This is a genomic window from Streptosporangium fragile (assembly GCF_039534445.1).
In the GTDB taxonomy this organism is placed as follows: domain Bacteria; phylum Actinomycetota; class Actinomycetes; order Streptosporangiales; family Streptosporangiaceae; genus Streptosporangium; species Streptosporangium fragile.
The window spans coordinates 25,459-45,267 of sequence record NZ_BAAAVI010000069.1; the positions used below are offsets into that span (position 1 = coordinate 25,459).

Here is a 19,809-nt window from a genome sequence, read left to right on the forward strand (position 1 = left end):
CTGTCCGACGCCGGGCGGGCCGGCCCGCCCGGCGTCGGGAGGGGCGGTTCTTCAGACGCCGGGGCGGCCGGTCCGGGCGGGGTCCGTACGGGGGTGGTGGCGGTGGTGGTGACGGCCCGCTACGTGCGCATCGCGGCGGAGCTGCGCGACGCGATCACTCGCGGGGAGTACGCCGTCGGCGCGCAGCTGCCCTCCGAGGCCGAGCTCGCCGCCCGCTTCGCGGCGTCCCGCGGCACGGTCCGCCAGGCGGTCGCGGTGCTCGCCAGCGAGGGTCTGGTCGGGTCGCGGCAGGGGGCCAGGCGCATCGTGCTCGGCCGCGAGCGCAGCCAGAGCTTCGCCGAGCTGCACAGCTTCGCCCAGTGGGCGCGGGCGATGGGGTACCGGGTCAGCGGGCGGGTGCTGGAGCGGCACCGCAGGGCCGCGACCCCCACCGAGGCGGTACGGCTGGCGCTCCAGCCGGGCGAACCGGTTCTGGCGGTGCTCCGGCTGCGCTCCCTCGACGGCGAGCCGGTCATGCTGGAGCGGACGGTCTACGCCGGCTGGATCGCCCCGGCCGTCGAGCGCGTCGAGCCCGACTGCGAGTCGGTCACCCAGGCGCTCTACGACGACGTCGGGCTCGTCTTCGCCTACGGCGAGCATCTCATCGACGCGGTGGCGGCGAGTGTCCAGGACTCCCGGCTGCTGGGCGTGCGGCGGGGCAGCCCGCTGCTGCGTCAGCGCCGGGTCACCACCACCCACGAGGGCCGGCCCGTCGAGTGGTCCGACGACCGTTACCGCGCGGGCAGCGTGACCTTCAGCATCCGCAACTCGGTGGACGCCAATCCACTCGTGCGACAGATGGGGGACTTGCGCTCGGTGCCGTAAGAACGTATGTTCGATATCCCAGACCCGTCTTCCCCCGGGTGATCGTCCGAGAGCCGCGGGAGAAGGCGCGTTGAGCAGACTTTACGGCGACCCGATCGAGGTGTGGAGCCGCGAGGGACAACCCGTCCAGTTCGTCTGGCGCGATCGGCTCTACACCGTCCGCCGGATCCTCGATCACTGGGTGATCGCGCGCGAGTGGTGGAAGATCTCCGACAGCGACCCCGGTGAGCGCCGCTTCTGGCGGCTCGAAGCCGACCCCGGCGGCCGGGCCGGCACCTACGAGCTCCGCTTCGACACCGCCGGCGAGGGCTGGCTGCTCATCAGGGCGTGGGACTGAGTCCGGGCCTCGTCCGGTCGGGCGAGCAGGGCGGTCACCCGGGGCGCGTCCGTGGTCTCTCGACCGTCGGCGGGCCGACGGCGCACCGGTGAGCCGGTCAGTGGTTTGCCGAAGAGACCCGCTCCGCCCCGTTCTGATCGGGGGTGCCCCGCGAGACGTCCCCGGGGGCCTGCCACAGGAAGGGCCGGGCCGGCAGCAGGCGCAGGGCGCCGCGGCGGGCCGGCGGGGCCGTCTCCGGCGAGGACTCCGGCGCGGTGCGGGCCGCCGGGCCCCGGCGGCGGTGCCGGGCGCTCGCGGTCTGGATCACGGTGATCTCCCGGACGGTCGCCGCGCACAGCAGGGCGGCGACCGTGACGGCGGCCAGCTCGGCCGGGCCGATGCCGGTGAGCTCGGCGCTCCCGTGGGCCCCGCCGGGCCAGAGCCGTGCCAGGACCAGCGCGAGCGCGGTCAGCCAGCTCAGCCACCAGGCGGCCAGCAGCGCCAGCCAGCGCGGGCGGCGGCCCGCCGGCGGGCGCGAGGCCAGCCAGAGCCGGTCGACCAGCACGGCGGGGACGACCAGGTTGGCCACCGGCGCGAACCAGCCCGCGAGCACCGGGGCCACCGGGCTCCGAGACCGGTAGGCGCCGCGCCGGGCGCGCAGCAGCCAGTTCAGGTACGCGACGGCGGCGGCCACCGCGGTCGCCGCGACGAGCATGATCAGGACGGCGAAGACGGTGACGGCGCCGACGACGGCCTGGGCGCCGGGGGCGTGGGGGTCGCCGCCCATCTCGGACACCTCCAGAACCAGGCGCCGGCCGCGCGCGGCCTCGAACACCACCAGTGCGGCGAGCGCGAACACCAGCGCGGCGAGGGTCAGGTAAACGGCCGAAGCTGCCTTTTTCTGTGGAGACGGGATAGAGCGCATGTATCTCTCCCCCCGGCATGCGCTGAAGGATCTGCCTTTCTTCTATCCCGTCAGCTCTCCGGCTAATCAGCCCACGATGCCGGACTCCCAGGCCCAGGCCGCGATCTCCACCCGGTTCCTGGCGCCCAGCTTCAGCTGGATGCTGCCCAGGTGCGTCTTGACCGTGGACAGGGAGACGAACAGCTCGGCGGCCACCTCCTGGTTGGTCCGGCCCCTGGCGACCAGGCGCACGACGTCCAGTTCGCGCTCGGTGAGCGGTTCGCTCGGCGGCCGGGCGGCGGCGGCCCGGGGGTGGGCCAGGTGTTCGAGCAGGCGCACGGTCACCGAAGGCGAGACCAGCGCGTCGCCGGCCGCCGCGGCCCGGATCGCCTCGATGAGCAGCGTCGGCCCGCTGTCCTTGAGCAGGAAACCGGTCGCCCCCGCGCGCAGCGCCCCGTAGACGTACTCGTCCAGGTCGAAGGTGGTGACGATGACCACCCTCACCGGGTCGGGCACCCCGGGGCCGGCCAGGAGCCGGGTGGCCTCCAGACCGTCCAGCTTGGGCATCCGGATGTCCAGGAGGCAGACGTCCGGCCGGAGCCTGCGCGCCTGCTCGACGGCCTCGGCCCCGTTCGCGGCGGTCGCCACGACCTCGATGTCCTGCTGAGCGTCCAGAATCATCTGGAAACCGGTCCGCACCAGTTCCTGGTCGTCGGCGATGAGCACCCGAATTGTCACCCGGCCGATTCTGCCAGCCCCGCGCCGGGCCGTGATCCTGCTTGCGGCCGATACGGAGGCGGGGGAGGCGGTACCCGCGGGTGGTTGACGCGGTGCTCGCGGGTGGCCGGTGCCCCCGGGGCGGACGCGGGATCGGCCTTTCGGCCGAGTCCGTCCCGGTGCGAAGGGACGGTCGGCTGATCCGGCGGCCCGCCCCCACGCGGGAGGGTCTCCGCATGAGTGTTGTCCTTGAGGGATTCGGGCTGGCCAAGCGTTTCGGCCCGACCGTGGCGCTGGACGGCGTGGGGCTGGCGGTCCACGGCGGCGAGGCGGTGGCGATCATGGGGCCGAGCGGGTCGGGCAAGTCGACTCTGTTGCACTGCCTCGCCGGGATCATGAGGCCGGACGCGGGGGAGGTCCGCCTGCTCGGCCGCCGCATCGACACGATGGGCGAACGGGAGCGCAGCGCCCTGCGCCGCACGCGTTTCGGGTTCGTGTTCCAGTTCGGCCAGCTCCTGCCCGAGCTCCCGGCCGACGAGAACGTCGCCCTCCCGCTCATGCTCGGTGGCGTCTCGCGGGCCGACGCCGTGCGGCAGTCGCGCGAGTGGTTCGCGCCGCTCGGCCTGGCCGGCATGGAGGGGCGCCGGCCCGGGGAGCTCTCCGGCGGCCAGGCGCAGCGGGTGGCGATCGCCCGCGCGCTGGTCACCCGGCCCGCGGTCGTCTTCGCCGACGAGCCGACCGGCGCGCTCGACCAGGCCACCGGCCACGACACGATGCGCCTGCTGGCCGACGCCACCCGGCACAACGGCGCCTCGCTGGTCGTCGTCACCCACGACCCCGAGGTGGCCCGCTGGTGCGACCGGGTGGTCGAGGTCCGCGACGGCCGTATCCTGCCCCGCCCCGGCATGGGCGGGCGAGAGGCGGTGACCGGCGAGGGCGGGCCGGGGGCGGTGACCCGTGCGGGCGGGCCGGAGGCGGTGACCCGTGCGGGAGGGCCGGAGGCGGCGGGCCGCTCGGGTGGTTCGGCGACGGTGCCCCGCGCGGTCCCGGGGGCGGCGGGATGAGCGGGCTGCCGGGCCTGAGCTGGCGGCTGCTGCGCGGCGGGGGCCGCCGTGGCCTGCTGGGGGCGGGCCTGACCGCGGTGGCGGTGGCGGTCTCCACCGCGCTGCTGCTCTTCGCCGTCGTGGCCAACCTCGGCTTCCAGGGCCGGGCCGACCGGGAGGCGTGGCGCAACCCGGTCGCGGCCACCGGCGGGGCCGTCGCGATCGAGGCCGTCCGCAAGGACTACGTGCGCGACCGGCAGATCACCGTCGTGGATCTCGCGGCGCTCGGGCCGGGGGCACCCCCGCCGCCCGGCCTGGACCGCTTCCCCGCGCCGGGGGAGGTCTGGCTCTCCCCGGCGCTGGCCGAGCTCGCCGGCGAGCTCCCGGCCGACCAACTCGCCGCCCGCTTCCCGGGCAGGCGCGGCGGGACGGTCGGGGACGAGGGGCTCGTCCACCCGGGCGAGCTGCTCGCGGTCCGCGGGCAGGCGGCCGAATCCCCGGTGCTGCGGGCCGACGCGTCGGCCGACCCGCGCACCGGCGTCGCGCCCACCCGCATCGCGGACTTCCGGGGGAAGGCGACGAATGACGCGGAGGGTTACCGGGCGCTCGGCCTGATCGCGAGCGTGCTCATGGTCGTGCCACTGCTGGTGTTCGGGGGCGCGGCGGCCCGGCTCACCGTCGCCCGCCGCGACCAGCGACTGGCCGCGCTCCGGCTGGTCGGCGCGTCGCCCGGCCAGGTGGTCGCGATGACCGTCGCCGAGGCCGTGATCACCGCGTTCGGCGGCGCGCTGCTGGGGGCGGTCCTGTACGGGCTGCTTACCCCGCTGCTCATGCGGATCGAGATCGCCGGGGGCTCCTGGTTCCTCGCCGATCTGTGGCCCGGCGTCCTGCCCGTGCTCGCCGTGCTGGTGGCCGTGCCGCTGCTCGTGGGGGTGTCGGCCGTGGTCGGCCTGCGCCGCGTGGTGGTCAGCCCGCTCGGCGTCGCCAAGCGGGAGACCCCGCCGGCCCTGCGCTTCGTCCGGGTCGTCGTGCTGCTCGCCGTCCTCGCGGCGGTCCCGGCGCTCGTCGCGGGCAGCGGCGCGGGGGTGATCGCCCTGGTCATCGGGCTGGCCTTCCTGTGCGTCAATCTGGTCGGACCATGGGTCGTCGGCATGATCGGCCGGATCACCGCCGGTGTCGCCCGGACCCCCGCCCGCCTGCTGGCCGGGCGCCGCCTGGTCGATGATCCCCGGGCCGCCTGGCGGACCGTGAGCGGGGTGGCCATGACCGGGTTCGTGGCCGGGTTCATCGGCTTCCTCACCCCCGGCAGCCTCACGACGGACAGTCCCCGCGCCGAGCTGCGCCTGTCCGCGCCCGCCGCCCAGGCGGCCAGCCTGGCCGCCGAGGCACGCGAGCGCCTGTCCGCGGCCGGGGTCCTCGCCACGGTCAAGGCCGGGGGAGACGGCGACCGGAAGCTGATCACCGTCTCCGTGGGCCGTCCCGGCCCCGCGGGCGGATCGGTCCCCGGCAACCGCGCTCCCGCGAAGGCCCCCGCCTCGGGGGTTCCGGGACAAGCCTCACCGGGGCAGACGTCCTCAGGGGCGGCCCCACCGGGGCAGCCGGGCGGGGCGCCGGTGGACGCGGCGCTGGTGGACCGGGCCCGTACGGCGCTGGAGGGGCTGGTACCCGGGCGCGTCGCGACGTCGCTCGCGGACGAGGAGCGGTTCACCCACCAGATCCTCGACGACATTGGCACCGGCACCGTCATCGTGCTCACGGTCTCGTTCCTCGTCGCCGTCGCCAGCGCGGGGATCACCGCGGCCTCGTCGATCCTCGACCGCAGGCAGACGTACGCGCTGCTCCGGCTGGCGGGCACGCCCCTTGAGGTCCTGGACCGGGCGCGCCGCGCCGAGACGCTCATCCCGCTGACGGTCATGGGTGGCGGGGCCATCGCGGTCGGCGTCTTCTGCGCCCTGCCGCTCGCGGTCGCCGCGATGAACGTGACGGGCGCGATCACCCTGCTGGTCTGCGTCGTCCTCGGGTTCGCCGGTGTGGTCGGCGCGGGGGCGGCGACCGCCCCGCTTCTCCGCTCCGTCACCGCAGATCCGGCGCCCCGGCCGGACTGACCACCGAGCCGGAGCCGTCCCCGAAATACCCCTTCAACAAGTAGGGATAGTTGTAAATCTGTGGAGGGGTCGTTACCGTGGGTGCCGGAACCCCGGGCGGCGGGCGCACACCTCTCGCCCGGGGTTTCCCACGGCCGGATCCGGACGCCCGGGGGCATGCCGCCCGGCAGGATCACCATGCCGCCGAGCAGGGCGAGCGCGAGCAGCACGCCGCCGCTCCGGACCTCCCGCCGCGAGCCGAGGGACGTGCCGGATAATTTTTTCCGTCCGGCCGGTGATCGGGGGACCGCGAAAGGCACTACTGGGTGTGGACGACCCCAAAGCGCGATTCACCGCGCTGTACGACCGGCACTACCGCAGCGTGCTCGGCTACGCGCTGCTGCGTGCCGAGCGACAGGCGGCCGAGGACATCGCGAGTGAAACCTTTCTGATCGCCTGGCGGCGCTTCGACCGGCTGCCGGAGACGCCACTGCCGTGGCTGCTCGGCATCGCCCGCAACCTGCTGCGCGAGCAGCGGCGCTCCGGCCTGCGGCGGCAGGCGCTGGCCGAGCGGCTGGCCGAACTGACCCCGGCGGGCGACGTGGCCGAGCAGGTCGCCGAGCGCGAGGCGGCTCTCGCCGCACTCGCCGGGCTCTCCGAGCCGGACGCCGAGGCCGTGATCCTCGCCAGCTGGTACGGCCTCGCCCCGGCCGACGCCGCCAAGCTCGCGGGCTGTTCCGCCCGCGCCTTCACGGTCCGCCTGTACCGCGCCCGCCGCCGTCTCGCCCGGGCACTCGACCTCACCCCGATCACCCTGCAGGAGCAATCATGAACGACATCGACGAGCGCGTCCGCGCGTTGCGCCCCGACGGCCTCCTCGACGACGCCTACCGGCGTCGCCGCGACGCCGATCTCGCCCGTGCCTTCGCCGAGGCCCCGTCTCCCCGGAGTACCGTGCTTTCCCGTCTCGCCGCGCCGTGGTCGCGCCTGGCCTCCCGCTCACCCATGGTGCCGCGGCTGCTGGTGGCCGGCGCGCTCGCGGGACTGGCGGCCGTCACGGTGATCCCGGCCGCGACGACGGGCACGGCGGTGCTGGGCGGGCCGGGCGGTGACGCGACCCCGTCCCTGGCGGAGCCCGTCCGGTCCGCCGCGCCGGTGACCGCGACACTGGACGCCCGGACGTTCCTGCTGGCGGGCGCGGAGACCGTGGCCGGCCAGACCGCGCTCACCGGCCGCTACTGGTACGAGCGCACCCGTACCTTCGAGCCCACCGATTCCGGTGCCGTCGTCGCCCACACCGGCGAGGTCTGGTACGACGGCCGCGGCGGGCGGAGCTCCTCCAACCAGGACGTCGAGGTGACCTTCGCCGAGAAGGCCGACGAGGCCGCCTGGAAGGCGAAGGGTTCCCCGTCCCTGTGGCCGGACCCGAAGACGCAGGAGTTCTCGGGAATGATCCTGAAGACGGGGATCGGCAAGAAAAGTCTGACCCTGGACGACGAGCGGAACCTGCCCGGTGACGTCCGCGGGATGGAGCAGTGGCTGCGCTCGGCCCACCAGGGGGGCTCGTTCCCGGTCTTCGTCTTCGACGCCGCCCGCCACATCCTGTCGTCCCCGGCGACCCCCGCCGCGCGCTCCGCCGTGCTGCGGGTTCTCGCGGACCAGCCGGGGATCACCCTGGAGCGGGGGGTCAAGGACCCGCTCGGCCGCACCGGCGTCGCCGTCACCACGGCCGGCGGGGACATCCGCCTGATCGTCGACGAGTCGGGGGCGAGCCTGCTCGCCTTCGAGTACAACGGCCCGGACGAGGAGCCCCGCACCGCCGACCGTGCCGTGTTCATCCCCGCCCGGAAGGGGCTGAAGGTGGCCTACGAGTCCTCCGGCTGGGTCGGGAAGCTCGGTGCCCGCCCCTGATCCGCTGATCCGCGCTCGGTGAGCGCGCCCGGACGCCCCCGGTGGGGGCGGCGGGCCCGGTGAGGACACCGGGCCCGCCTGCCCAAGGCCATCCCGCCGGGGGCGCCCGCCGTGTCCCGGCCGTCAGCCCAGGACGAGGTCCCGGACCGTCCGCAGGGACTCCTCATCGCGGGGGCCCATGACCAGCAGGCTCGTCACCGGGCTCTTGCGCCACAGCTCCAGGCGCTCGCGGATGCGGCCCACCGGGCCGACCAGGGAGATGCCGTCGGCGAGCTCGTCCGGGATCGCGTTGAACGCCTCGTCCCTGCGCCCGGCCAGGTAGAGCGCCTGGATCTCCCGTGCGGCCTCGGCGTACCCCATCCTGCCGATGATGTCGGCGTGGAAGTTGCGGCTCTTGGCGCCCATGCCGCCGATGTAGAGGGTCAGCATCATCTTGACCCCGTCCAGCGCCGCCCGGACGTCGTCGGTGACCAGCGTCATGACCATGGCCGCGATGTCGAAGTCCGGCCCGGCGCCGGCGAGCGACGGCCCGTACATCTGCTCGATCTTCTCCGGGAACACGAACAGCGGCAGCCAGCCGTCGGCGATCTCCGCGGCGAGCGCGACGTTCTTCGGGCCCTCCGCGCCGAGGTAGAGGGGGATGTCGTCGCGCAGCGGGTGGGTGATCAGCTTCAGCGGCTTGCCGAGGTTCGCGCCGCCCGGGTAGGGGAGCGGGTAGTGGTCGCCGTCGTTGGTCACCGGCTCCTCCCGGCGCCAGATCCTGCGCATGATCTCCACGTACTCGCGGGTGCGCGCCAGGGGCTTGGGGAACGGCATGCCGTACCAGCCCTCGACCACCTGGGGCCCGGACGCGCCGATGCCGAGCATCAGCCGCCCGCCGGTGAGGTGGTCCAGGGTCATCGCGGTCATCGCGGTCGCCGCCGGGGTCCTGGCCGAGATCTGCACCACGGACGTGCCGAGCTTGATCCGGGACGTCCGCGCGCCGTACCAGGCCAGCGGGGTGAAGGCATCGCTACCGTAGGCTTCCGCGGTCCAGACGGACTCGTATCCCAGCCGTTCCGCGGCCTGGACGAGTCCGGTGGCGTCGTCGGCGTTCCGCTGCCAGTAGCCGAGGTTCAGACCGAGTTTCAGGTCGGTGCTCACGGGGGCCTCCTGGAGTGTGCGTCGTCTACGCCTCGCGCAATTAGAACACGTTCTATATTGGCCGGTCGAGTGTGAGGTGTCGAAATTCAGCCGACAGGGAAGCGTGCAGTTGTGCCCAACGCCGTTCGCAAGGTCCTCTCCCTGGTGTTACTTCTGGCTCTCGCCGCGTCGGGGACGGTCACGACCGTGGCATATGCCGCCGAGCGACCCAACATTCTGTTCATCCTGGTCGACGATCTGGAAGCGGGTGATCTGCAGAGATTTCCGAATATCCACAACCTGCTGGCCCGTGGTGGAACCGGTTTCGACCGGTTCTTCGTGACCAACTCCTGGTGCTGCCCCTCGCGTGCGACGATCATGCGGTCCCAGTACGTCCACAGTCACGGCGTGCTGACCAACACCGCCCCCGAGGGAGGGTTCACCAGGTTCTACGCCTCGGGTCTGGAACGTTCCACGATCGGGACGTGGATGAAGTCGGCCGGCTACCGCACCGGCCTGATGGGCAAATACCTCAACCACTACCCGGGCGGCGCCGCCCCGCCCACGCACGTGCCGCCGGGCTGGGACGAGTGGGACGTCCCGGTGCGCAACCTCTACGGCGAGTACGACTACACGCTCAACGAGAACGGCGTGCTGCGCGACTACGGCTCCCTGGAACAGGACTACCTGGCCGACGTCCTCAGCCGGAAGGCCCAGGCGTTCGTCTCCCAGCCGGGCACCGACCCGTTCTTCCTCTACCTCGCCCCGATCGCCCCGCACAACCCGGCCAACCACGCCCCCCGCCACAGCCAGGCCTTCGCCGACGCCGTGGCCCCGCGCCCGCCGTCCTTCAACCAGGAGGACGTCGCCGACGAGCCCCTCTGGCTGAGGTCGCTCCCCAGGCTCGGCCCGCGGGCCATCGAGAAGATCGACGAGCGCTACCGCAGGCGGCTGCGCGCCATGCTCGGCGTGGACGACATGGTCGGCGCCCTGGTCGAGACGCTCCGTGCCTCCGGGAAGCTCGACGAAACGTATATCTTTTTCGGCTCCGATAACGGGTTCCATCTGGGTCAGCATCGCCTCGCGCAGGGCAAGACCACCCCGTTCGACGAGGCGATCAGGGTGCCGCTGCTGGTCCGCGGGCCCGGCGTGCAGCCCGGCCGCGTCGTCGGCGACCTGGCCGCCACGGTCGACCTGGCCCCGACCTTCGCCGAGATCGCCGGGGTGCGCCCGCCCGACTTCGCCGAGGGCCGTTCCCTGCTCCCGCTCCTGCGGGGCGGTACGCCCACACCGTGGCGCCAGAACGTGCTGCTGGAGTTCAACCGCCCGGCCGACCCGGGCTCGGCCCGCCAGACCCCGGTCCCCGCCTACCGGGGCATGCGCACCGCCCGCCACACCTTCGTCCGGTACACCACCGGGGAGTACCAGCTGTACGACAACGCGAGCGACCCCTACCAGCTGCGCAACCTCGCGGCCAAGGTCCCGCCCTCCGTGATCGCCGAGTTCGACCGGCAGCTCGACGCGCTCGCCTCCTGCTCGGGCGCCGGTTGCCGCTCGGCCGACTCCGTCGCCCCGCCCGTACTCCCCGCGGTGCCCCTGGTGCCTCTGGTGCCCGCCGAGCCGGCGGCGCCGGTGGTGCCCGCCGAGCCCGCGCTACCCGCGGTGCCCGAGCTGCCCGCCGGGTCCCCGGTCCTCGTTCCGTAGCGGGCGTGAGATGCCCGGATAGGCGCGGTGGAGGTGCTCCTCGACGGCGGCCGAGGCCTCCGCCGCGTCCCCGGCGGCGATCGCCCGGTAGATCCGGCGGTGGTCGGCCATCAGCCCGGTCGTGTCGCCGAGACGCTCGACGGCCTCGACCGCGTAGCGGCGGAGCGAGTCGCGCAGCGAGCGCATCATGGCGGCGGTCAGCCGGTTGCCGGAGGCCTCGGCGATGGCCACGTGGAAGGCGGTGTCGTGCTCGACGAACTCCTCGGCCGTCGCCGCCTCCCCCATCCGCTCCAGGGCGGCGGTCAGGGCCGACAGGTCGGCGCCGTGCCGGGCGGCGTGCGCGGCCGACCACTTCTCGATCATCAACCGGGCGTCGACGACCTCCTCCAGTGAGAGGCTCGCCAGCCCGAGGTGAAGCCTGAGCAGGTCGGTCAGGGCCCCCGCGGGCCTGGAGATGAGCACCGCGCCCGCGTCGGGCCCCCGCCCGACCTGCGACGAGACCACACCCAGCGTCTCCAGGACGCGCATGGCCTCGCGCACCGACGAACGGCTGACCTGGAGCTGCTCGGCGAGCTGGCGTTCGCCGGGCAGGCGGTCGCCGACCGTGAGCCCGTCACCCGCGATCCGCCGCTCGATCTGGGCGAGCACGTCTTCGAACGCCCGGGTGCGCCGGACCGGCTGCCAGCCGCTCAAGGGCCCTCCTCTTGTGGGGGAATATGGTCAGACCATACTGTGGTCGGACCATATAACGGAAGGAGCGCCGTGCGCGTCGCCCTCTTCATCACATGCGTGAACGACACGCTGTTCCCCGGTACCGGGCAGGCCGTCGTCACGCTGCTGCGCCGCCTCGGCTGCGACGTCGAGTTCCCGCAGGCGCAGACCTGCTGCGGTCAGATGCACGTCAACACGGGATACCCCGAGGAGGGCAGGCGGCTCGCCCGGCACTTCGTGGACGTCTTCGCCTCCTACGACGCGGTCGTGGCCCCGTCGGGTTCGTGCGCCGCGATGGTCCGCGAGCAGTACCCGCGGCTGGCCCGCACCGCGTCGGCGGGGGCGACCGGGTCCGCCGGGCCCGCGGGCGTCATCACCGGCGCCCTCGCCCCCGCGGACGAGCCCCGCTCCTTCGCCGGGGAGGTCGCCGAGATGGTGCCGAAGGTCTACGACCTGTCCGAGTTCCTCATCGACGTGCTCGGCGTCACCGACGTCGGCGCCTACTTCCCGCACCGGGTCACCTACCACCCGACCTGCCACTCCCTGAGGGGCCTCCACCTGGGCGACCGCCCCACCCGCCTGCTGCGGGAGGTCAGGGGCCTGGAACTGGTCCCGCTGCCCGGCGCCGAGGAGTGCTGCGGCTTCGGCGGCACCTTCGCGGTGAAGAACCCGGCGATCTCCGCCGCCATGTGCGCCGACAAGGTGCGCAACGTCACGAGCACCGGCGCCGAGGTGCTGTGCGCCGCCGACAACTCCTGCCTGATGCACATCGGCGGCACCCTCAAGCGCCAGCGCACCGGAGTCCGCATCATGCACCTCGCCGAGATCCTCGCCGCCACGGAGGCCACCCGATGAGCGGCGCCACCTTCCTCGGCATGCCCGCCTTCCCGCGCAACGCCGCGGCGGCCGTGCAGGACTCCCAGCTCAGGTTCAACCTCCGCAAGGCCACCCACACCATCCGCGGCAAGCGGGCCGCCGTGGTCGGCGAGCTGCCCGACTGGGCCGAGCTGCGGCGGGCGGGCAAGGAGATCAAGGACCACACCCTGCGCAACCTCGACCGCTACCTCGTCCAGCTGGAGGAGGCGGTCACCGCGGCGGGCGGCCACGTCCACTGGGCGTCCGACGCGAAGGAGGCCAACCGGATCGTCGCCGACCTCGTCAAGGCGACCGGCGAGACCAGCGTGGTCAAGGTCAAGTCGATGGCCACCCAGGAGATCGGCCTCAACGAGGCGCTCCAGGAGGAGGGCATCACCGCCTACGAGACCGACCTGGCCGAGCTGATCGTCCAGCTCGGCGACGACTGGCCCTCGCACATCCTGGTCCCCGCGATCCACCGCAACCGCTCGGAGATCCGCGAGATCTTCCGGGACAAGATGGCCGCCTGGGGCCGCGCGGCCCCCGAGGACCTGACCGACGAGCCCCGCGCCCTCGCCGAGGCGGCCCGGCTCCACCTGCGCGAACGCTTCCTGTCCACCAAGGTCGCGATCTCCGGCGCCAACTTCATGATCGCCGAGACCGGGACGCTCGTCGTCCTGGAGTCCGAGGGCAACGGCCGCATGTGCCTGACCCTGCCCGAGACGCTGATCAGCGTGGTCGGCATCGAGAAGCTGCTGCCGACCTGGCAGGACCTGGAGGTCTTCCTCCAGTTGCTGCCCAGGAGCTCCACCGGCGAGCGGATGAATCCCTACACCTCCACCTGGACCGGCGCGACCGAGGGCCAGGAGTTCCACCTGGTGCTGCTCGACAACGGCCGGACGGACGTGCTGGCCGACGAGGTCGGCCGCCAGGCGCTGCGGTGCATCCGCTGCTCGGCCTGTCTGAACGTCTGCCCGGTCTACGAGCGCGCGGGCGGGCACGCGTACGGCTCCGTCTACCCCGGCCCGATCGGCGCGATCCTCACCCCGCAGCTGCGCGGCACGGCCTCCGCGATCGACGCGTCGCTGCCCTACGCCTCGACCCTCTGCGGCGCCTGCTTCGAGGCGTGCCCGGTCGCCATCGACATCCCCGAGGTGCTGGTGCACCTGCGCGGCAAGGTCCGCCACGCGCGTGCCGAACGCCTGGGCATGCGCGCCGCGGGGTGGGTCTTCAACCGCCCCGCCCGGCTGGCGCGCGCCCAGCGCCTCGGCGGGCGCCTGCGCAGGTTCGTCCCCGGGCGCCTGCCCCGCCCCCTCTCGGCCTGGACCGACACCCGTGACATCCCCGACATCCCCGCCGAGTCCTTCCGCGACTGGTGGAACCGTACGGACGGAGGAGCCCGATGACCGCCGGAGCACCCGCCGACCCCCGGCCCGCGGCCGCGGTCGGCGCGCGGACGAGCGCGAACAGCAGGGAGCGGATCCTGTCGAGGATCCGCGCGGCCGTCGCCGGAGCCCCCGACGCCGGGATCACCCGCTCCTACCGGACGTCCCAGGCGGCGGGAGACGACGTGGTGGAGCTGTTCGCCGAGCGGGTGGCCGACTACCGGGCCGTCGTGCACGTGGTGGGGGAGTCCGAGGTCGTCGCGACGATCAGGGCCGCCACGGCCCGGCAGGGTGCCGTCCGGCTGGTCGCCCCGGACGGCCTGCCACCCGAGTGGGTCCCCGACGAGCCGGTCGCCGACGACCCGCCGCTCACCGCGGCGGATCTGGACGCGGTCGACGGGGTGATCACCGGGTGCGCGGTGGGCATCGCGGAGACCGGGACGATCGTCCTGGACGCCGGGCCGGGGCAGGGCCGCCGCGCGCTGACCCTGGTGCCCGACTACCACCTGTGCGTCGTGCGGTCCGACCAGATCGTCATGGGGGTCCCCGAGGCCGTCGCCCGGCTCGACCCGGCCAGGCCCCTGACCTGGATCAGCGGTCCCTCGGCGACCAGCGACATCGAGCTGAACCGGGTCGAGGGCGTGCACGGCCCGCGCACCCTCGAGGTGATCATCGTCCGCTGACCCGGCTCCGCCCCAGCCCCGGGGCGCCCGGCTCCGGGGCCGGAGGCTAGTCCCGCTGCTCCGCGCCGCCGAAGCCGAGCGCCTCCGCCACGTCCTCCATGTTCTCGAAGGTCCGGTCCGGCAGCGACCGGACGGCGGAGAGCACCGGATCGGGCGCCGACTGGGACTCCGCGCGGGCCAATAGGGTCGCCCGGTCGGCGGGGAACGCGTGGACGCCGCTGATCCACCTGGCCAGGTTGCTGCGGCGGTCCACGTCCTCGGGGCTCATCCCCTCCGGGGAGCCCGGCTCGTGCGCCGGCGGGCGCGGCCCCGAGGCCAGTTCCTCCTCGCCCGGGGCGGGCATGGGCTCGGGTTCCTTCCACTCCTCGGCGTGACTGGTGCCCCCGCCCTGGACGATCCCCTGGGTCTCGTGCTTCTGCTGCTCGTCCAGGAGCCGGCCGTGCTTGTCACTTCCCCGTTCCATGATCGTCATCCCTTTCTCCTCCGGACCAGGGGCCTTACCCCCCTTGCCGCGGACAAACATCGGCTTGCGCGGGCGGCCCCGGCTGGGATGAGCTTGGACAGCGCTTTTTCGGTCTGCCGGTTGGGGGAACGCGTGACCACTTTCCTGCCTGATCCGCAGATCCGCACGGAACGACTGACGATCCGGCCCTTCGCGTCCGGGGACGCCGACCGCATCCGCGCGGTGATCGAGGCACGCCACAGGTTCCTGCCGCCCGGTGTGCCCGGCCACCCGTCCGGGATCTCCCGGTGGCTCTCCCACGGCGTGCACGAACTGCGCCGCTCCGGTCAGGGCGTGCATCTGGCCGTGGAGGCGGACGGGCTCGTCGTGGGCGCGGTGAGCCTCTTCAAGACCCTCTGGGGCGCCGGGACGACCGAGATCGGTTACGGGGTCCACCCGCTGTACCGGGGACGCGGCTTCGCCCCCGAGGCCGTGGGCGGCGTGGTGCGCTGGGTGTTCGAGACCACCGGGCTCCACCGGATCGAGCTCCGCGCCGACGTGGACAACATCGCCTCCCTGCGGGTCGCGGAGAAAGCCGGGTTCGTCAGGGAGGGCGTACTGCGCGCCGCCGAGATGGCGGACGACGGGCCGCACGACGTCGTGGTGTTCGGCATGCTCAGAGCGGATGCGGCGGCGACCGCCCGGACCCGTCGTGTCCCGGCGCCCGGCGAGGCGACGGCCCGGACGGCCCGGACGGCCCGGACGGGCCGGGCCGCGGGCCCGGAACCGGAACGCGTGGACCGGAGCACGGGCCCGGAACCGGAACGGACGGACCGGAGCACGGGCCCGGAACCGGAACGGACGGACCGGAGCGCGGGCCCGGAACCGGAACGGACGGACCGGAGCGCGGGCCCGGAACCGGGACCGGAACCGGAACGCGTGGACCGGAACGCGCGCGACCGGGAGCGGACCGTGCTGGACCTCTTCCGCGAGCGCGGCCAGCGTGCCGGGGCATGCGATCCAGGCCTCCCGACGGACCACCCGCCCGCCTGATCACCGGCGCTTCCGGCCGACCGCCGATCCCCGGCTGACCGTCGCCGATCTCGATCGGCCGGCGGTTCTCCCCGTCGGCCACCGGTGTTTCCGGCCGGCCGCCGCCGCGGGGGCGAACGCCGTACGGAACCGGTCCGGCACCCGCCATTCATGATCCGCCTCGGCCGCCCGGCCGGAAATCGCGTGAATTTACCTGTCCGTTACCTGCCCATGCCGTGGCATTATCGGATATCCTCGCGAGTCGCCACTGCGTATCCCCAGGTCAAGGTCATTGGAGTCCTGTTTCCATGAAACCGCCGCTGCTGCTCATCGGGCAGGGCTCGAACGATGACAGCGGATCCGCTGAATTCGGTAGGTTCGTCCATCGGCTCCGCTGCCGGTTGGACCAGGCGGCGGCCGACGTCTCCGGCGGCTACATCGCCAAGGCCAAGCCGCGCCTCAGCGACTCCGTCGCCTCGCTGGTCGCGCGCGGCCACCACCGGATGGTGGTCCAGCCGATGAACCTCGCGGGCGACGTCTGGCTCGGCGCCGACATCCCCTCCGCCATAGCGCGCGAGCAGGAGAAGCACCCCATGCTCACCTGCGACTACGGCCGCCCGCTCGGCTCCGACCCGCGCGTCCTCGCGCTGCTCGCCGAGCGCCTGGCCGACGCCGCCGCCGAGGTCGCCAGCCTCCGGCTGGTGCCCGCCGCCGCCGGGTCGCTCGACGACGAGCCCGAGCGCATCGAGATCGGCGAGACCGCCATCGTCCTGGTCGGTGACGGCTCCACCAACCCCGAGACCAACGCCGACGTGCACCGGGTCTCCCGCCTGTTCTGGGAGACCCACGCCCCCGAGTACATGACCGTGGAGACGGCCTTCGTCTCCCTCACGCCCCCGGGTGTCCCCGGGGGCATCGAACGCTGCCGGCGCCTCGGCGCCAAACGCGTGATCGTCGTGCCCTACCTGCTGTTCGCCGGTGGCGTGCTCGACCGCGTCTGGGCGCAGGCCATGGCCTACGCCGCGGGCCACGCGGAGCTGGACGTCCGCTGCGCCGACGTCATCGGCGACTGCGAGGGCCTGGCCGACGTGGTCATCGACCGCTACGAGGAGGCGCTCAGCGGCATCGCCTGGTGACTTCGGCGTGACCTTTCGCCGAAACTCCCTGAAACATCGTTTCCGGGGGACACTGGATCGCATGACCATCGTTGAGCAGACCATCGCGGAGATTCGTCCCGCCGACGCGGCGGCCATCGCCGAGGCCCGCGCCCACCAGGACCGCCTGACCAAGCCCCGCGGGGCTCTGGGGGCCCTGGAGGACGTCGCGGTGCGGCTGGCCGGCGCCTCGGCGGTCAGCCCTCCGCCGCTCCCGGTGCCGCCGGCTCTGGCGATCTTCGCCGCCGACCACGGCGTGCACGCCCGCGGGGTGAGCCCGTGGCCGCAGGAGGTCACCCTGCAGATGGTCGGCAACTTCCTCGCCGGCGGCGCCGTCGCCAATGCCTTCGCCGCCCAGGTCGGCGCCTCGGTGACGGTCGTGGACGTGGGCGTCGCCGCCGATCTCGACCCCGCGCCCGGCCTGAGGATCAGCAAGGTCGCGTACGGAACCGCCGACATGTCCCGCGGACCGGCGATGACCGTCGAGCAGGCGACCGCCGCTCTGGAGGTCGGCATCACCGTGGCGCGCGACCTCGTGGGAGAGGGGGCCCGCTGCCTCGTCACCGGTGACATGGGCATCGCCAACACCACCGCTTCCGCGGCGCTGATCTGCGCGTTCACCGGGCACGACGCCGCGGCGGCGACCGGCAGGGGCACCGGCGCCGACGACGAGACCCTGGAGCGCAAGATCGGCGTGGTCCGCGAGGCCCTGCGGGCGAACGGGCTGGTCGGCGCGGAGGGCGGCCCCTCCCGGGCGCCCGCCCTGGAGACGCTGGCCGCGGTCGGCGGCCTGGAGCACGCGGCGATCGCCGGCTTCATCCTGGGCGGGGCGGCCTGCGGGGTGCCGGTCATCCTGGACGGCGTCATCGCGGGATCGGCGGCTCTCGCGGCGGCGGCCCTGGCGCCGGCCGCCATCGACCACTGCGTGGCCGGGCATCGCTCGGCCGAACCCGGTCACGCCGTCGTGCTCGACCACCTCGGCCTGCGGCCCATGGTCGAGTTGGAGCTCAGGCTCGGGGAGGGCACCGGCGGCCTGCTCGCCCACCCGCTGGTCTGCGCCGCGGTCAGGGCGATGCACGAGGTGGCGACCTTCGATTCCGCCGGGGTGACCGACAAGGAGGCCTGACCTGCGGAAGGCCGGGGCCGAGCCGGTCGGGTGCGGCCCGCCTGCGCTTTTCCCCTGTTGACAAGGGGGCAGCAAAGAAGGCGCTGTCAGCCGGTAGGTTTACCTCTTAGCACGCCATGCTTCACAATTCTTCGCGAACGGGAGATCTTCCGCCATGTCGCCCTACCTGCTCGGTCTGCGTCTCTCCGGGCGGCGGGTGCTCGTCGTGGGCGGTGGACGCGTCGCCCAGCGACGGGTCCCGGCGCTGCTCGACGCCGGTGCCCTGGTCACCATCGTCTCGACGAGTGTCACGCACGCCCTCGACGACCTCATCGCGAGCGGCCGCGTGACCTGGGAGGCCAGACCGTACCAGGTCGGAGACGTGGACGGGGCCTGGCTGGTCCAGGCCTGCACCGACGACCGCGCCGTCAACGCCGCGGTGGCGGCGGAGGCCGAGGCCAAGCGGATCTGGTGCGTGCGCGCGGACGACAAGGACGCCTCGGCGGCCTGGACCCCCGCCAGCGGCAAGGTGGACGAGATCAGCGTGGCGGTCACGGCCGGGGGCGACCCCCGGCGGGCGGCCGGAATCAGGGACGCCGTCGTCGACGCGCTCCGGGACGGCACGGTCGGCGCCCGGCGCAACCGCGCCAAGCCGGTCGGCGTCGCCCTTGTCGGCGGCGGCCCCGGCGACCCGGGGCTGATCACGGTACGTGGCAGGCAGCTGCTCGCCCAGGCCGACGTGGTCGTGGCCGACCGTCTCGCCCCCCGGGCCCTGCTCGACGAGCTGTCCCCGGACGTGGAGCTGATCGACGCCGCCAAGATTCCCTACGGCCGCTACCTGGCCCAGGAGAAGATCAACGAGCTGCTGATCCAGCACGCGAAGCAGGGCAAGTTCGTCGTCCGGCTCAAAGGCGGCGACCCGTTCGTCTTCGGCCGGGGCGGTGAGGAGATGCTCGCCTGCGCCCGGGAGGGTATCCCGGTCATCGTGGTCCCCGGGATCACCAGCCCCGTCGCGGTACCCGCCGCGGCGAACGTACCGGTCACGCACCGGGGCGTGAGCCAGGAGTTCCACGTGGTCTCCGTGCACGTCCCGCCGGGTGACGAGAACTCCACCGTCGACTGGCCCGGCCTGGCGAGATCCGGTGGCACCCTGGTGCTCATGATGGCCGTCGAACGAATCGGCGTGATCGCCGAAACGCTGATCCGCGACGGACGTTCGCCGGAAACTCCCGTAATGGTGGTACAGGACGGTACTCTTCCCACCCAGCGAGCTCTTTCCGCCACGCTCTCCACCGTGGCGGATCGGGTGAGCGCGGCTGGGATTCGGCCACCTGCGATCGTGATCGTCGGCGATGTCGTCAAGGTCGGCCAGGAGGTCGAGATGGTTCGAGCGGAGCGGGTACCGTGAAATCGGCTGCCAACAGGCCCCCTCATCCAGGGGACCGTGATCCTCGATTCTCCGGCAGTTCCCAGGAGCCGTCCGACGACACGCTGCCGGACGACGCCGAGTCCCCCGGCGAGCAGACGGTCGCCTTCGGCGTCATCCGCCCCGACGACGACGCCGCCTCCGTCCGCGCCCGCCCCCGGGTCACCGCCGACGGGCCGCCCGGTGCCGCCTCCCGGCCCCACCCGGGCGTCCCGCGGCCGGATCCCGGCGCTCCCGCGCGGCCCGGCCCGGCGGTGTCGCGGCCTGATCCGGGGGCTGCTTCACGTGGTAATCCCGGCGCTCCCGCGCGGCCGAATACGGCAGCCCGGCGCCCCGGCCCCGAGGCCGGGG

The 19,809-nt window shown here is 73.6% G+C and carries 19 protein-coding genes; 14 read left to right on the forward strand and 5 right to left on the reverse strand.

Annotation, left to right across the window (positions count from 1 at the left end; genetic code table 11):
- Both ABD841_RS32715 and ABD841_RS32720 read left to right on the forward strand, forming a co-directional pair.
- The coding region (locus ABD841_RS32715; protein ID WP_344979861.1) for a GntR family transcriptional regulator at positions 1–864 on the forward strand (864 nt) is incomplete at its 5' end.
- 70 nt (positions 865–934) lie between these two features.
- Positions 935–1,201: a DUF6504 family protein gene (locus tag ABD841_RS32720; protein WP_344979863.1), complete on the forward strand. Its 267-nt coding sequence runs from the start codon at positions 935–937 to the stop codon at positions 1,199–1,201.
- Positions 1,202–1,298: 97 nt separating this feature from the next.
- On the opposite strand, the gene ABD841_RS32725 is transcribed toward ABD841_RS32720, so the two are convergent.
- Together ABD841_RS32725 and ABD841_RS32730 are read right to left on the reverse strand one after the other, a co-directional pair.
- Positions 1,299–2,105 carry a DUF4328 domain-containing protein gene (locus ABD841_RS32725; RefSeq protein ID WP_344979865.1) on the reverse strand — a complete coding sequence of 269 codons (807 nt, stop codon included), beginning with the start codon at positions 2,103–2,105 and terminating at the stop codon, positions 1,299–1,301.
- A 66-nt stretch (positions 2,106–2,171) separates the two neighbouring features.
- Positions 2,172–2,822, reverse strand: coding sequence for a response regulator transcription factor (locus ABD841_RS32730; RefSeq protein ID WP_344979867.1), 651 nt, complete (start codon positions 2,820–2,822; stop codon positions 2,172–2,174).
- Between the two features lie 215 nt (positions 2,823–3,037).
- Here ABD841_RS32730 and ABD841_RS32735 point away from each other — a divergent pair, with 215 nt between their 5' ends.
- From ABD841_RS32735 to ABD841_RS32750, 4 genes are all read left to right on the forward strand, one after another.
- Entirely contained in the window at positions 3,038–3,865 is an 828-nt protein-coding gene (locus ABD841_RS32735; protein WP_344979869.1) for an ABC transporter ATP-binding protein, read from the forward strand.
- Entirely contained in the window at positions 3,862–5,949 is a 2,088-nt protein-coding gene (locus tag ABD841_RS32740) for an FtsX-like permease family protein (protein ID WP_344979871.1), read from the forward strand. The genes ABD841_RS32735 and ABD841_RS32740 overlap by 4 nt, the downstream gene beginning before the upstream one ends.
- 307 nt (positions 5,950–6,256) lie before the next feature.
- Positions 6,257–6,760, forward strand: coding sequence for an RNA polymerase sigma factor (locus tag ABD841_RS32745; RefSeq protein ID WP_344979873.1), 504 nt, complete (start codon positions 6,257–6,259; stop codon positions 6,758–6,760).
- On the forward strand, positions 6,757–7,839 hold the full coding sequence (locus ABD841_RS32750; RefSeq protein ID WP_344979875.1) for a hypothetical protein: 1,083 nt from the start codon (positions 6,757–6,759) through the stop codon (positions 7,837–7,839). The genes ABD841_RS32745 and ABD841_RS32750 overlap by 4 nt, the downstream gene beginning before the upstream one ends.
- Before the next feature lie 123 nt (positions 7,840–7,962).
- Here ABD841_RS32750 and ABD841_RS32755 read toward each other — a convergent pair whose 3' ends face one another.
- A complete protein-coding gene (locus tag ABD841_RS32755) occupies positions 7,963–8,982 on the reverse strand; it encodes an LLM class F420-dependent oxidoreductase (protein WP_344979877.1) in 1,020 nt (339 codons plus the stop codon).
- A 111-nt stretch (positions 8,983–9,093) separates the two neighbouring features.
- On the opposite strand from ABD841_RS32755, the gene ABD841_RS32760 reads away from it, so the two are divergent.
- Positions 9,094–10,665 (forward strand): sulfatase family protein, encoded by a 1,572-nt coding sequence (locus tag ABD841_RS32760; protein ID WP_344979879.1) that lies wholly within the window; start codon positions 9,094–9,096, stop codon positions 10,663–10,665.
- Here ABD841_RS32760 and ABD841_RS32765 read toward each other — a convergent pair.
- Entirely contained in the window at positions 10,615–11,358 is a 744-nt protein-coding gene (locus ABD841_RS32765) for a FadR/GntR family transcriptional regulator (protein WP_344979881.1), read from the reverse strand. The two genes, ABD841_RS32760 and ABD841_RS32765, sit on opposite strands and share 51 nt — an antisense overlap.
- 69 nt (positions 11,359–11,427) lie before the next feature.
- Here ABD841_RS32765 and ABD841_RS32770 point away from each other — a divergent pair, with 69 nt between their 5' ends.
- Genes ABD841_RS32770 through ABD841_RS32780 form a run of 3 tightly spaced genes read left to right on the forward strand, consistent with a single transcriptional unit; the run spans position 11,428 to position 14,299 of the window.
- Positions 11,428–12,231, forward strand: a complete 804-nt coding sequence (locus tag ABD841_RS32770; protein WP_344979883.1) for a (Fe-S)-binding protein — start codon at positions 11,428–11,430, stop codon at positions 12,229–12,231.
- Entirely contained in the window at positions 12,228–13,637 is a 1,410-nt protein-coding gene (locus tag ABD841_RS32775) for a lactate utilization protein B (protein ID WP_344979885.1), read from the forward strand. Before ABD841_RS32770 ends, ABD841_RS32775 begins: the two co-directional genes overlap by 4 nt.
- A complete protein-coding gene (locus ABD841_RS32780) occupies positions 13,634–14,299 on the forward strand; it encodes a LutC/YkgG family protein (protein ID WP_344979887.1) in 666 nt (221 codons plus the stop codon). The genes ABD841_RS32775 and ABD841_RS32780 overlap by 4 nt, the downstream gene beginning before the upstream one ends.
- 46 nt (positions 14,300–14,345) lie before the next feature.
- On the opposite strand, the gene ABD841_RS32785 is transcribed toward ABD841_RS32780, so the two are convergent.
- Positions 14,346–14,771 (reverse strand): DUF2795 domain-containing protein, encoded by a 426-nt coding sequence (locus ABD841_RS32785; protein ID WP_344979889.1) that lies wholly within the window; start codon positions 14,769–14,771, stop codon positions 14,346–14,348.
- 123 nt (positions 14,772–14,894) lie between these two features.
- Between ABD841_RS32785 and ABD841_RS32790 the strand changes: the two genes are divergently transcribed.
- The 4 genes from ABD841_RS32790 (at position 14,895) to cobA (ending at position 19,440) form a co-directional block, all read left to right on the forward strand.
- On the forward strand, positions 14,895–15,794 hold the full coding sequence (locus tag ABD841_RS32790; protein ID WP_344979891.1) for a GNAT family N-acetyltransferase: 900 nt from the start codon (positions 14,895–14,897) through the stop codon (positions 15,792–15,794).
- A gap of 287 nt (positions 15,795–16,081) precedes the next feature.
- Positions 16,082–16,909 carry a sirohydrochlorin chelatase gene (locus ABD841_RS32795; RefSeq protein ID WP_344979893.1) on the forward strand — a complete coding sequence of 276 codons (828 nt, stop codon included), beginning with the start codon at positions 16,082–16,084 and terminating at the stop codon, positions 16,907–16,909.
- A gap of 61 nt (positions 16,910–16,970) precedes the next feature.
- Complete coding sequence (cobT, locus tag ABD841_RS32800; RefSeq protein ID WP_344979895.1) at positions 16,971–18,053, forward strand: nicotinate-nucleotide--dimethylbenzimidazole phosphoribosyltransferase; 1,083 nt, start codon at positions 16,971–16,973, stop codon at positions 18,051–18,053.
- A 154-nt stretch (positions 18,054–18,207) separates the two neighbouring features.
- A complete protein-coding gene (gene cobA / locus ABD841_RS32805) occupies positions 18,208–19,440 on the forward strand; it encodes a uroporphyrinogen-III C-methyltransferase (RefSeq protein WP_344979897.1) in 1,233 nt (410 codons plus the stop codon).
- Positions 19,441–19,809 lie beyond the last annotated feature (369 nt).